Source organism: Bifidobacterium scardovii JCM 12489 = DSM 13734 (genome assembly GCF_001042635.1).
GTDB lineage: Bacteria > Actinomycetota > Actinomycetes > Actinomycetales > Bifidobacteriaceae > Bifidobacterium > Bifidobacterium scardovii.
Genome location: NZ_AP012331.1, coordinates 1,887,029 through 1,900,765, shown reverse-complemented (window position 1 = coordinate 1,900,765; position 13,737 = coordinate 1,887,029). Strand labels below are relative to the sequence as shown.

Annotated in this window: 6 protein-coding genes; 3 read left to right on the top strand and 3 right to left on the bottom strand. The window is 66.5% G+C overall.

What is annotated here, in order from left to right; translation table 11 throughout:
• Positions 1–7 precede the first annotated feature (7 nt).
• The 3 genes from BBSC_RS12855 to BBSC_RS07925 all read right to left on the bottom strand — a co-directional run bounded on the left by BBSC_RS12855 (position 8) and on the right by BBSC_RS07925 (position 8,260).
• Positions 8–3,415: a DUF5695 domain-containing protein gene (locus BBSC_RS12855; RefSeq protein ID WP_051923197.1), complete on the bottom strand. Its 3,408-nt coding sequence runs from the start codon at positions 3,413–3,415 to the stop codon at positions 8–10.
• Positions 3,416–3,549: 134 nt separating this feature from the next.
• The gene (locus BBSC_RS07930; protein ID WP_033519720.1) at positions 3,550–5,865 is read right to left on the bottom strand and encodes a beta-L-arabinofuranosidase domain-containing protein; all 2,316 of its coding nucleotides are present in this window, start codon (positions 5,863–5,865) and stop codon (positions 3,550–3,552) included.
• A 133-nt stretch (positions 5,866–5,998) separates the two neighbouring features.
• On the bottom strand, positions 5,999–8,260 hold the full coding sequence (locus tag BBSC_RS07925) for an alpha-galactosidase (RefSeq protein WP_033519721.1): 2,262 nt from the start codon (positions 8,258–8,260) through the stop codon (positions 5,999–6,001).
• A gap of 380 nt (positions 8,261–8,640) precedes the next feature.
• Between BBSC_RS07925 and BBSC_RS07920 the strand changes: the two genes are divergently transcribed.
• The 3 genes from BBSC_RS07920 (at position 8,641) to BBSC_RS07910 (ending at position 13,668) form a co-directional block, all read left to right on the top strand.
• On the top strand, positions 8,641–10,230 hold the full coding sequence (locus BBSC_RS07920; RefSeq protein WP_051923196.1) for an oligopeptide:H+ symporter: 1,590 nt from the start codon (positions 8,641–8,643) through the stop codon (positions 10,228–10,230).
• Between the two features lie 652 nt (positions 10,231–10,882).
• Positions 10,883–12,457, top strand: a complete 1,575-nt coding sequence (locus tag BBSC_RS07915) for an oligopeptide:H+ symporter (protein WP_051923195.1) — start codon at positions 10,883–10,885, stop codon at positions 12,455–12,457.
• A gap of 167 nt (positions 12,458–12,624) precedes the next feature.
• Complete coding sequence (locus BBSC_RS07910) at positions 12,625–13,668, top strand: hypothetical protein (RefSeq protein WP_033519722.1); 1,044 nt, start codon at positions 12,625–12,627, stop codon at positions 13,666–13,668.
• Positions 13,669–13,737: the final 69 nt, after the last annotated feature.

The window sequence follows — 13,737 nt, the reverse complement described above, 5'->3', positions numbered from 1 at the left end:
TCGCCGGTCAGAGCGTGATCGTGACCTTGCCGTCGCGCAGCGGCACGGTGAGGTCGGCGCCGGTGCTCCGGCCGATGGTCATGGGCGTGCCGTCGTGCGTGAAGGCGCGCAGCGTGGCCCGGCCGTCGATCGCATCGGCGATCTCCAGCGTGATCGCGGTGCGGCCGTGGCCGAACTCCTCGAGCGTCACCTCGGCGAACCGCGCGTCGGCGAGCAGCACGTGCACGCGGTCGGTGTCCGAGCGCAGCAGGTGCAGCTGGCGGTTCACGCCGTCGGTCGGCGCGATGCGCGTGACGCGCGTGCCCTCCGCGGGATCGTCCCCGGCCTTCGCGCCCTGACGCGCGGTTTCGACGCCGCCGTAGACCACGCGGCCGAAATCGGGATCGTCGGCCACGACCAGCGAGGCGCCGCGCAGGTAGCCGCAGTAGCCCAGATCGGTCTCGCACCCGTAGATCCAGTATCCGCGGTCGGCCGGCTGGCCGAGCCATGTCGTCGCATAGGGCAGCGGCTCGAATCCGCCGCTCGACGCGCCCTGGTTCGCGGCGCCCGGGAACCAGTAGCCGTAGTCGCTCTCCTCGTCGCCGGCGTTGATCAGCGCCCACGAGCTCAGCAGCGACGCGTACGCGAGCCGCAGCAGCTTGAAGGGGGAGCCGTCCGCGTACAGCGCGTCCTCGAGCAGGCTCCATCCGCCCATCTGCGACATGTAGCTCAGCGTGTACTGCATCGTGTCGTTGCGGATATCCGAACCGGTGATGTAGAAGCCGTTCTCCAGCCAGCCGCGGCACGCCACGTTGCAGGCGCGCTGGTAGCGGTCGAAGCGCTCCACGTCGCCGGCCCGGTAGGAGGTGACGGAGCGGCCGTCCGTGTTCCACACGCGCATCGCGTGCCCGCGGCCCCAGTCGACCACGGCCTGCGTGGTCTCGAATCCGGTGGTGTCGAACGCGTATTCGGAGCCGAACAGGTCCTTGGCCTGGCGGATCAGGAAATCGGCCTTGTGGTTCCAGTACGCATCGAGCTGCGCGGCCTTGGTCGTCTCGCCCTCGGCGCGCAGAGCGTCGATCACGTCGGCGATCACCAGCTCGTTGTAGTAGCCGGTCTTGTACGGCGTGGTGTTGTCGAGCTTGGACTCGTAGTCGTAGCCGACCTCGTCCGGGTAGCGGTACATCGCCACGAAGGTGCCCCACGCGCGCTTGAGGTACTCGGTTGCCGGCAGCGACACCCATTGCGGGTTGCGCACGGCGATGCGGTACATCATGAACCAGGCGAGCGCCACATGCGGGAAGTCCCATAGGCGGCCGATGTGCAGCTGCTCGTTGCCGTTGAGGTTGCGCTGGTCGCGCAGGTTCTTCCAGTCGGGCACGCCGTAGACGCCGTATGGCCATTCCTCGGCGTCCGTGCGCTGCAGGCCGCCCCAGACGAACTTGGTCAGGTACCTGTCCAGCGCGCGCACTTGGCTTTCGACGGGCCGCTCCGCGTTCTTGGCCGCGAGGAACGCCGGCTTGCTCAGGCCCGGGTCGTCGCAGGTGACCTCGTAGATGCGCCAGCCCTTGATCTCGTCGTAGTTGTCCGGGTTGAGCAGCGCGCCGGTCCTGGTGTTGCGCTCCTGCAGCAGGCCGTCGTACCAGACGTCGGGGTCGTTCTTCTGGCAGCGCGCGATGTAGTCGGCGCGCGATTCGATGAGCTCGCCCACCGGCAGCGTGGAGAACATCTCCAGCCAGCCGACCTTGCCGTCGCCGTAGTGCAGGGTGAGCAGGTTCTCGCCGAGCCGGTCGAGGCGCACGCCGAAGATGCGCCGATGCACGCCGGCGGATTCGTCCGTGCGTTCGCTGATCATGCGGATCGCGGTGCTGTCGGGGTGTTCGGCGGTGAGCGAGACGTTCTCGTAGCGGGAGTCGACCAGGATGCGGGCCTCGGCGTCGCGGGGCAGCGTGTAGCCGGGCACCGCCTGCACGTCGAGCTTGCCGTGGCGCACGAGTTCGGCGCGCGCCTGGTCGTAGTCGGGCACCCACAGCAGGTCGAAGACGAAGCGGCGGCTTTCGCCGGCGCCCAGCGTCAGCGAGGTGGTCGGCAGGCGCCAGCGCCCGCCCTCGTGCGTGGCGGCCTCGGCCGCGGCGCCGGCGCCGTACAGGTGGATGCGGTACATGTCGCGCTTGGCGCCCGTGCGGTCGGGCAGCGGGGCCATGTCGAACAGCTCCCAGCGCATGCCGTCCCCGGGCACGCACAGCAGGTACGGCGGCTTGCCGTCCGAAGGCGTGGCTAGGAAGAAGGAGTTGTCGCCGGCCACTTGGGTGTGGCGGATCATGCGCTGCGAGGCGTCGACGCCCCACGCCATGCGGCTGTTGAGCGGCACGGGGATGTTCACGTCGTCCAGCCGCACCGGCGCGTCGCCGGTGTTGCTCAGGCCGAGCGTGTAGCGCAGCGTGCCGCCGTCCAGCGCGAAGTCGAAGCCAATCGTGAGCGGGCCGTCGCGGAACACGCTTTCGCCGTGTTCGCCGCGGTGGCCGCCCTGGCCGATCGTGGAGTAGGAGCGGCCGTCGGCGTAGGTCACGGACGCGTCGCCGAAGCCCATGTCCGGGTCGATCGCCTCGATGCCGCCGGTCGGCGTGGTCAGCGAGGCGAGCCTGCCGTCGGTGATGGTCGCGCTGACCGAGCCGTTGACCATGTCGCGGCTGGCGTGGATGGACTTGGGGTCGTCGAGCAGGAAGTGGTACAGCGACTGCATGCCGTTGGCGCCGTCCTCGTAGCCGAGCGGCGTTTCGGCGAAGCGTACGAGGAAGCTCGCCGCATCGTGCTCGCTCGCGGCGAAGGCGAGCAGCAGCGTGAACGATGCCGCGCGATGCGGGGCGAGCGTGAACGACCTGGCCGGATTGACCCAGTGATGGGTGGCGTATTCCGCCGCGTGTCGGCGGGCTGCCGCCCGCAGATAGCATCGGACGGCGATGGACGTGCCGGCGAGCGCCAGCGGCTCGCACAGATCGAACTGCGTGGTGTCGTACGGCATGACGAGCAGCCGGCGCCCGCTCTGCCCGGCATAGGGTAGCAGCAGGTAGGCGTCCGGCGTGTCGAGCGGTTCCGCGGATCCGCCGGCCGGCGCCGTCCCCGCGGCGCTGTCGGCGCCGGCAGCGCTGGCCGCCACGCCCAGATCGAGGTACAGATCGTCGATCGTCAGCGCGTCGTCGCCGTCGTTGCGCAGCGTCAGCGTGTAGCGCGCGTACGGGTCGTCGTTCTCGGCCGGAGCGCAGTCCGCGCTGGCGGCGAGGCCGTGCGCCGCGGTGCCGTCCGCCGGCAGGCTGAACGTCGTCCCGTTGACGAGCGCGCCGACGCGGACCGGTGCGAGCGCGCACGCCACTCCGTCGGGATCGAGCAGAACCGGGCCGTGCGGCGCCGGATTCCCATCATCATTGACCAGTTGCATCGGACATCCTTCCATGTCACGGCGGCATCGCCGCCAAAACGTATATGCCGTATGGGTTCCGTGGCCGCGCGCGGATCGGCGCGGCCACGACGAAAAAACGGCTTCCCCGGTCGGGGAAGCCGTTGGAGCTTGCGCTACTTCACGCGCACGTAGGCGTGGTAGTGCTCCTCGTTGATCTGCTCGAGCGGCACGAACTTCAGGCCGGTGGCCTTGTGCGTGAAGGTCAGGGTGCCCTCCTCGCGCTCGAACGCCGCATCCGGGTCGGACCCGTCGACGGGCACGTCGAGGTAGTCGGTGCTCTCGCTCAGCGCGGCGAGCACGTACGGGCCCCACTCCACGGCGGCCAGCTCCGGACGGTCCGGGGTCGGGGCCAGGTGCATGTGCGGCTCGAAGTCGAGCTCGACGCTGGCGCCGTCCCAGGAGGCGAGGCCGAGCGCGCCGGCGGTGAACGCGAGTTCGCCGGAGTCGGTGCGGGCGGCGTCGACCACGAGGGCGCCCAGCGGCTGGCCGTTGACCTTCACCGCGACCTTGCCGGCGCTCCAGCCCGGCACGCGCAGGCGCAGCGTGTTCTTGGCCAGGCGTTCGACGTCGATGCGCACGTGCTCAGGCGCCAGGTCGTCGACGTGGACGGCGAGCTTCGCGGCCTCGTCGTCCAGCGTGCCGTTGAGGTACAGGCGCACGTACAGCGCGTCGGCGTCCGCGTAGTAGGAGCCCTGCGCGTAGTAGAAGTGCGATTCGAGGTCGGTGCCGTGGCAGCAGCTGTTCTCCACGTCGAAGCTCTTCTGCCCGCCCGGCTGGGTCTGGAAGAAGTACAGGGACCCGCCCTCGGGCACATGGTCGGTGGTGGCGGCGATGTGGTTGAGCGTGGTCAGCTCGTAGTAGTCGCCGTACTGCGCCTGCGGGAAGTACTGGTAGAGCTCGGCGGCCAGCTTGAGCATGTTGTACGAGGCGCAGCTTTCGGCCGTGTTCTCGAAGATCAGGTTGCCGATCTCGTCGGGCTGGTGGAACATCTCGCCCTGGCCGGTGCCGCCCAGCGCGTAGAGGTGGTGGCCGGTGACCGACTCGTAGAAGAACTTCGCCTGCTCGAGGTAGTAGGGCACGCCGGTCTGCTCGAACAGCTTGACCGAGCCGATCACCTGCGGGATGTGCTGGTTGGCGTGCATGCCGCCCAGCGCGTCGACGTGCTGGCGCATCGGCACCATCAGGCGGTCGTTGTCGAACAGGCGCGCGGCGGCCAGGTGCTTGGGGTTGCTGGTGATGGCGTACAGGTTGGCGAGCGACTCGTTCATGCCGCCGAACTCGCCGGCGATGTACATGCTCCACATGTTCTGCAGCTGCTCGTGCGGCAGCTTGGACAGGCGGTCATAGACCCAGTCGCCCACCTTGGAGGCCACGTCGAGCGCGGTCTCGTTGCCCGCGTAGTTGTAGGCGTCGATCAGGCCGGCGAGGATCTTGTGCAGCGTGTAGTACGGCGCCCAGATGGTGGGGTAGGGGGCGTACTTCTCCAGCTCGTCGAACTGGCGCTCGGAGTAGGCGGAGAGGAAGCCGGGATGGAATCCGGGCTTGGCGGCGAACGCGCGCTGCACCTCGGCCAGCGAGTCGACCACATAGTCGAGCTTGGCCTTGATCGTCTCGTCGCCGCTGGCGGCGTACGCCAGCGCGTAGGCGGAGATGAAGTGGCCGGTGGTGTGGCCGCGCAGCAGCGAATCCGGCGCGTCCCAGCCGATCATCAGCGGCGCGCCCTTGGTGTCCAGGCCGCTGGCGGTGCGGAACTCGACCAGCAGCTGGTCGTCGTCCACGGTCTTGAGGTAGGCGATGCGGCGGGCCTGGTTGCGGGCCAGGAAGCCCTCGCCGGTCAGGCGCACGTGGTCGATCGGCAGCGCCTTGACCTTCGGGGCGGCGTCGACCGGGGCGTTCGGGTCGTGGTCGACCACATGCACGGTGCCGGTCACCTCGATGGTGCTGCCGTCGATCACGCCGTGGTAGCTCACGTCGCCGGGCTCGCCGGCCTGGTGCTCGACGCCGTCGTCCCAGTTGATGCGCTGCGAGATCAGGCGGTCGTCATCGGTGCGCACGGCGGCGAACATCGGCAGCTCGTACGTGGAGCCGGCGCCGGCGGTCACCTCGATCGGGAAGAACTCCTTGACCTTGATCTTGTTGGCCTGCTCGAGCACCTTGACGGTGAACTCGCGGGTCGCGCTCGCCTCGCCGTACGTGAGCGTGGCGGTGAGCGTCACATTGCGGTCGCCGCGGCCGTATTCGGGCATGTGCACGGTGCCGTCCGTCTTGATCCAGCGGTCGTCGCTGGTCTGCCAGCTGACTGCGGAGCCGTTCTTGCCCTCGGTCGGCAGGTTCAGGTCGAACTCGACGGTGCCGGTGTTGCCGATGTAGAGCGTCTGGGCGTCCTGCTCGACGATCTGCTGATCGGTGAGCGCGGTGTTGTCGGACATGATGTTCCTTTCCTGTGTTGGATTGGTTGAAATGATGATTCGGGTGAAGTGTTGATGATTGGTTGGTTGATCGGTTCTCTCCCCTCAGTCGGCGAAGCCGACTGAGGGGAGAGAACCGAAACCGGCCGGGATCCTACCGCGCCGTCAGATGGAACAGGCGCGAGATGTTGTCGCCGCCCGGGATCTTCGACTTCCATTCGCCGGCCGAGCCGTCGATGAAGGGCAGGCCGATCTCCTCCAGCTCGTCGCCGCGGCGCGGCCGCCACGGGTTCGTGTCGAATCCGATCTCCTCCACGGTGTAGGCGGCGTCGCGGTCGAGGCCGGCGAGCCGCAGATGGAAGGGCATGAGATTGACGCCGACATGCGTGCGGTAGTAGCCCACCAGCGCCTCGCGGCGGTCGGGGGAGACCACCATCCACGCGGCGTGCGCCATGGCGAACGCCGGCTCGGAGGCGAACGGGCTGATCAGGCGGTAGAAGTCGCCGGTGGCCACGAGCGCGGCGAAGCGCTTGTCCAGGGCGACCTGCCGGCGGATCTGTTCGCGCTCGGCCTCGTCGGTGACCGTGCGCGGGTCGAGCTCGTAGCCGAAGGTGCCGAAGAGCGCCACGTCAGCACGGGTCTTGAGCGGCGAGATGCGGCCGGTCTGCGCGTTCGGCACCGCGGAGACGTGATTGCTCATCATGCTCAGCGGGTAGGCGTACGACGTGCCGTACTGGATCTTCACGCGCTCCATGGCGTCGGTGTCGTCGGAGATCCACGCCTGCGGCGCGTAGGCGAGCACGCCGGGGTCGACGCGGCCGCCGCCCGAACAGCACGATTCGATGAGCATGTCGGGGAAGGCGCGGGTGAGTCGGCCCAGCAGATCGTAGTAGCCGAGCACGTAGCGGTGGTACACCTCGCCCTGGCGTTCGGCCGGCAGCGTGGGGGAGTAGACCTCCGCGAGCGAGCGGTTCATATCCCACTTGATGTAGTCGATGCCGCCCTCGCGGATCGTCTTCGACATGATGCCGGCCAGATAATCGACGACCTCGGGGCGCGTCAGATCGAGCAGATACTGGTGGCGGCCGACGCTCAGCTCCACGTCCGGGTCGCCGAGCACCCAATCGGGGTGCGTATCGAACAGCACGCTGTCGCGGCTGATCATCTCCGGCTCGAACCACAGGCCCAGCTTGAGGCCGAGCGCGTGCACGCGCTCGCCGACGGGCTTCAGGCCGTTCGGGAACTTCGCCGGGTTCGGGAACCAGTCGCCCAGCGAGGTGTCGTCGTAGTTGCGGTGGCCGAACCATCCGTCGTCGATCACCAGCATCTCGATGCCGAGATCCTTGGCGCTGGAGGCCAGCTCGACGAGCTTGTCCTCGTCCATCTTCATGTAGATGGCCTCCCAGGTGTTCACCACGATCGGGCGGCGGCGGTCGCGCCACGGGCCGCGGGCCATGCGCGTGCGGTACAGCGAGTGGTAGACGCGGCTCAGAGCGCCGATGCCGTCGGACGAGTAGGCGAGCACCGCCTCCGGCAGCTGCAGGGATTCGCCGGGCTCGAGGCGCCAGCGGAACAGTTCGGGGTTGATGCCGATGCGCAGCCGCGTGCGCCAGTAGCTGTCCACATGCACGTCGGCGTCGAAGTTGCCGCTGTAGGCGAGCGATGCGCCGATCGCGGCGCCGTGCGTTTCGGTGGTGTCGGGGCGGGCCAGCACCAGATACGGGTTGGCGCGGTGGCTGGTGTGGCCGCTGAGGCTGGACGAGCCCTGGTGGCCAAGGCGCAGCCTGGCGCGCAGCGGCGCGCATTCGCGCTCCCATTCGCCGCCGAGCGTGATGAGGTCCCAGTCGCCGTCTGCAAGGTCCAGATCGGCGCTGTAGGCCGCGTCCACGTCGATCGGCGCGGCGCCTTGGCGGGCGGAGGCGGTGAGCTTCGCGCTGCGCGCGATCACCGGGCGGTCGGCGAACAGCGTGTACAGCAGCTGGATCTCAAGGCCGACGCGCTCGTCGATCAGCGTGATCTCCAGCGTCTGCGCCTCGGCGTCGTCCTCCACGTAGGTGGACGGCAGCCCTTCGAGGGCGGGCTTGCCGTCGAGGATGCGGTAGCCGGCGTAGAGCGGGCGCACCACATGCGATCCGCGCGCGTCGGTGATCGCCAGCGCCGCCGGGTTGAGGTCGCCCGAGCCGGCGGCGGGGTATTCCAGATGCCGGTCTTCAAGGGAATAGGCGTCCGCGGCGTCGTGGGTCTGCAATCCCGTGACCGGGGCCGCGTGCTCGTCGGCGAGGTCGCCGTCGTCGCCCAAGCGGGCGCCGAAGTAGACGTGGCTCAGCTCGCCGCCCAGCAACACGCGCATCACATAGCTGATGGCGTCGTTGCGCAGGTGGAACTGCCTGGTTGCACTGTCGAACAGGATGGTCATGCATACCTCCTTGAGGTGTGGCGTGGGCTGCGATGCCCATAAGATCGGGCATCCGAGTCAACTGCGATGCCGTTGACTTTCAGTGTAGAAACGGGCCGGTTCCAACCGCACTCGCTTCTTGTGCGATTTGGTGGACAAATCTTAACTGTGTGCTTTTCCGCGGAATCACGGGGCGCGAAAGGGATGTTCCGAGTTTTCGCAAAGTATGGTATTCGTCACAATTCGCATATATGTCCACTTTTTCGGTGAAAGCATTCACCTCATTGTGAACGTTCTCAGTTGTATGTTTGCTCATGCATGTGCAATCCATTGTTCAATGTGGAAACGGCGGTTTGGCGCACATGGTTCGCCGGGCCGCATCACCTTCAAGGAGGTAGGGAATGTCTCAGCAAAGTCCGCAGGATCCGCAAGATCAAGACGGCCAGAGCGGCACGGACGGGACCCAGGTGCGCGACGGGGACGGGGCCCGCGAGGGCACGGCGGAGGAGAAGGAACTGAAGCGCCTGCGCGCCGACCGTTCGTTCCTCGGCTACCCGATGGGCATCGCGCCCCTGACGGCGTGCAACTTCTTCAACTCGATCTGCTGGGGTGCCTATGGCGCCGTGCTCATCTACTATCTGTACAAGCCGTGGACCCAGGGCCTGGGCTTCACCCAGGGCGAGGCCGCGCAGCTGGTCGCCGCCGTCGGCGCGATCAACTCGGTGTTCTCCATCGTCGGATCCTGGCTGGCCGACCGCATCTTCGGCGCCCGCAAGGCCATGATCATCGGCAACATCGCCAAGGGCGTGTCCTGCGGTCTGCTCGCCCTGCCGGCCTTCTCCCTTGAGCAGGGCCGCGTGTTCGCGGTCGTCGGCATGATCCTGATGAACCTGCCGATCATGGGCGCCTCCAGCGCCGCGCTGACCGGCCTGCTGTTCGACCGCAAGGACAGCCGCCGCGACGGCGCCTTCGCCATGTTCACCATCGCGAACAACATCGCCGGCTTCATCACGCCGGTGATCGCCGCGCAGCTCGGCCAGATCAACTACCACTACGGCTTCCTGATCGGCGCCATCGCCGCCTTCCTGATCGCCGCGTGCATCGGCCTGCCGGGCAAGCGCATCTTCGGCTCGTTCGGATCCAAGCCGTCCCATCCGCTCAGCGCCGCCGAGAAGAAGAAGTACGGCCTCGGGGCCTTGGCTGTCGTCGCCGTCCTCGCGATCGCGATCGCCATCGCCGTGGGTTCGGGCAAGGCCACGATCGGCACCTTCGCCAGCACCGTGAGCTCCTTCACCTTCGTGATCGCCATCGCGTTCTTCGCCATCATCTGGCGTTCGAAGCGCATCCAGGGCGTCGAGCGCCGCCGCCTCGCCGCCGTCTCCCCGCTGATCGTCATGCAGATCGTCATCGGCGTGGACTACGCGATGCAGGGCACCACGCTGCTCATGTTCCTCGACCAGCGCATCAACCGCAACTTCTTCGGCTTCGAGATCGCCCCGGGTTCGTTCAACACGATCATCGCCGTGATCGGGCTGCTGTCCGGCATCTTCTACAGCTGGCTGTGGGCCACCAAGTTCGGTGCCAAGTGGAAGTCCGTGGACCGCCTGTGGTTCGGCTTCGGCGCCGGCGCCATCTCCAACCTGCTGCTCATCGTGCCGACCGCCGTGCTGTTCCCCGGCACCGCGAAGTACTCGGTGATCTGGCTGCTGATCTACTACCTGGTCGGCAACTTCGGCGGCTTCCCGTACGGCGTCGCCGCCACCTCGATGGTGGCCGCCGCCGCCCCGAAGTCCTACGAGGCGCAGCTGCAGACCGGCTTCACGCTGTCGGCCGCCATCGGCACCGCGATCTCGCTGATCATCTTCGGTCAGCTGCAGACGCTGGAATCCCAGCTGCCGCTGTTCTGGATCATCGCGATCCTCGAGCTGGCCGTCTCCGTCCTGATCTTCCTGTTCCGCAACAAGATGCAGAACGCGATCATGGCCGAGTGATCCATCCCGTGCCTGTGGCTCCCCTCTCCGAGGGGAGCTGTCGGATGGTTGGCTCGTGGTAGGTATGCTCCATACCTGGCTCCCCTCGGAGAGGGGAGCCGGAGGCACGGAATGCCGGGTGTCCGTCTTCGATATCGAGCATGACATGGTCCCTCCTTCGGGAGGGGCCTTTTTTTATTATTCCGTTACGCCGGATTCGGCACGCTCCCGCTGGCGGGAGCTGGCTCGCGAAGCGAGACTGAGGGTGGTCGGGAGGCTGGCATATCGGTTTCCGGACACCCCCAGTCGGCTGCGCCGCCAGCCCCCCGACGCTATATGCGACGTGCGCTTCGCACACTGCTATGGATAGCCCACCGGGCTATCCATCCGGCGGGGGCGTGCACTTCGGGCACTGCTGACTTGCTGTTTCCCGCCATATTCTGGGTTTTCGGCCGGTTGTCGGTGAGAACAATTGGGTGTTTCCGCTCCGTTTCCCTGACATTTCTCCACTATTTCGTGGATATTTCGTGTGGATGCTCGAATAATTGTCCACTTTTTACAACAAGACTTCACCCTATGTTCACTTATCCGCGGATTACCTTCAAAGTAACGCCTCATTCGGGGCGGAACAAAAGACAGACTTACTTAAGTCACTCTCAAGGAGGAGTAAGCAATGTCCAATACCCAATCATCACCCGACACGGTCAACGACGACACGTCGCTGGTGCTGGATGAAGACGGCGAGAAGATCACCACCGCCGAAGAGCAGGAACTGAAGAAGATCCGCGACGACCATTCGTTCCTCGGCTACCCCAAGGGCCTGTCCTCGCTGGCCGCCGGCAACTTCTTCAACTCGATCTGCTGGGGCGCGTACGGCGCCGTGCTCATCTACTACTTGTACTCGCCGTGGACCAAGGGCCTTGGCTTCACCCAGGGCGAGGCCGCGCAGCTCATTGCCTCGGTCGGCGCGATCAACTCGATGTTCGGCATCATCGGCTCCTGGCTGGCCGACCGCGTGTTCGGCGCCCGCAAGGCGCTGGTCATCGGCAACATCGCCAAGGGCCTGTCCTGCGCCATCCTCGCCATCCCGGCCTTCTCCATCGACCAGGGCCGCGTGTTCGCGGTCGTCGGCATGATCCTGATGAACCTGCCGATCATGGGCGCCTCGAACTACTCGCTGACCGGCCTGCTGTTCCACCGCAAGGACAGCCGCCGCGACGGCGCGTACGCGATGCACAACATCGCGAACAGCATCGCCGGCTTCATCACCCCGGTGATCGCCGCGCAGCTCGGCCTGATCAACTACCACTACGGCTTCCTGATCGGCGCCATCGCCGCCTTCCTGTACGCCGCGTGCATCGGCCTGCCCGGCAAGGCGTTCTTCGGCTCCCTCGGCTCCAAGCCGTCCCGCCCGCTCAGCGCCGCCGAAAAGAAGAAGTACGGCTTCGGCGCGCTGATCGCCCTGGTGCTGATCGCCGTTGCCATCGCCATCGCCGTGGGCACCGGCAAGGCCTCGATCGGCACGCTGGCCAGCACCGTCAGCTCCTGCACCTTCATCGTCGCCATCGTGTTCTTCGTGATCATTTGGAGCTCCAAGCGCATCAAGGGCGTCGAGCGCCGCCGTCTGGGCGCCGTCTCGCCGATCATCCTCATGCAGATCGTCATCGGCATCGACTACCAGCTGCAGGGCACCACGCTGCTCATGTTCCTCGACCAGCGCATCAACCGCAACTTCTTCGGCTTCGAGATCGCCCCGGGCTCCTTCAACACCCTCATCTCCGTCGTGGCACTGCTCGCCGGCATCTTCTACAGCTGGCTGTGGGCCACCAAGCTGGGTGACAAGTGGAAGTCCGTGGACCGCCTGTGGTTCGGCTTCGCCTTCTCCGGCATCTCCAACCTGCTGCTCATCGTGCCGACCGTCGTGCTGTTCCCCGGCACCGCCAAGTACTCGGTGATCTGGATGCTCATCTACTACGTCGTCGGCAACTTCGGCGGCTTCCCCTACGGCGTCGCCGCCACCTCCCTGGTCGCCGCGGCCTCCCCGAAGTCCTACGAGACCCAGCTGCAGACCGGCTTCACGCTGTCGGCCGCCATCGGCACCGCGATCTCGCTGATCATCTTCGGCAAGCTCCAGACCCTGGACACCCAGCTGCCGCTGTTCTGGATCATCGCGATCCTCGAGCTGGCCGTCTCCGTCCTGATCTTCCTGTTCCGCAACAAGATGCAGAACGCGATCATGGCCGAGTGACGGACCTTCAGTCCAACCCCTTCTCCGGCCGGCCGGTGGCCAAGGTGCGTACGAGCGTATACCTGAACCGTACGTTCTCCACCTTGGCTGCCGGCCGGCCACTTTACAATAAAAAAGCAGTATCTGCTGGAATAGCCAGCAGCCGGCTGACGCACGAAGGAGTCGTCATGAGCGGTATCGCACCGGTTTCCGTCACTCTGATCGACGAGAACCATTTGGAAATAACCTGGCCCGTCGACATGGTCGAAGCGGACCGCATTGACGTGTACAACCTCAACTTCCGCGGCGCTCCGTTGCCCCTGTTCGTCTGGGACGAGAGCATGGAGTGGCAGAGCGGTACCCTGTACCAGAAAGAGATCCGGCGCACCACGATCAGCCCGATCCGGCCGATGCGCGTCAAGGACTTCGCCGACATCACCGTCAGCTTCAACGCGCCCCTGGCCGGTGCCGACGGCACGCCGGTATCCGACGGGACCTTCAGGGCCAACTACCAGCCGTACTACACGCGCTTCCAGCGCAGCGAGAGCGGCATCCTCATCAAATCCGGCGACGACACCTCGCAGGAGGCCCGCGACAAGGCGTGCGAGATGGTCGACGTGCTGCTCGCCAAGATGCCCGAGGAAGCCAAGGTGCTGACCAATTTCGGCGTGAGCCTGTCGGTGTACGGCCCGCACGAGGACGCCTTCGACGTGCCCGAGCACCGCATGGGCTACCGGGTGGCGCCGTATCCGGTGGCCGGCTACGGCGCCTGCGACGGCAACCCGGCGGCCTCGATCGCCGAGACCAACGTGCTGCGCGTGCTCGAGGGCCCGGTCACCACCAAATACCGCAACGAGTCCATCCTCGCCCACGAATTCGCCCACGGCATCCACCTGATCGGGCTCAAATACGCCCACCACGGCGAGCGCTACCGCCGCTTCAGCGAGATCTACCGGCACAGCAAGGAGGCCGGGCTGTGGCCGGGCACCTACGCGATCAGCAATCACGAGGAGTTCTTCGCCACACTGACCACCATCTGGTTCGACGTGATGGAGGAGAGCCCCGACGGATCGTGGGAGGTGCGCGGCCCGGTCAACACCCGCGAGGAGCTGCGCCGCTACGATCCCGAGGCCTACCAGTTCATGGCCGAGATCTACCCGGAAACACACTTGCCCGCACCCTGGGAGCGCGGACTTGACCTGTTCGACATCGACGGGACGCCGCGCGGGTAGCACCGCGCGCATCGTTCTCGTCCGCATCGGGCGGGCTATCCATCGGCTTGCGCGGTGAGGTTCGATCCC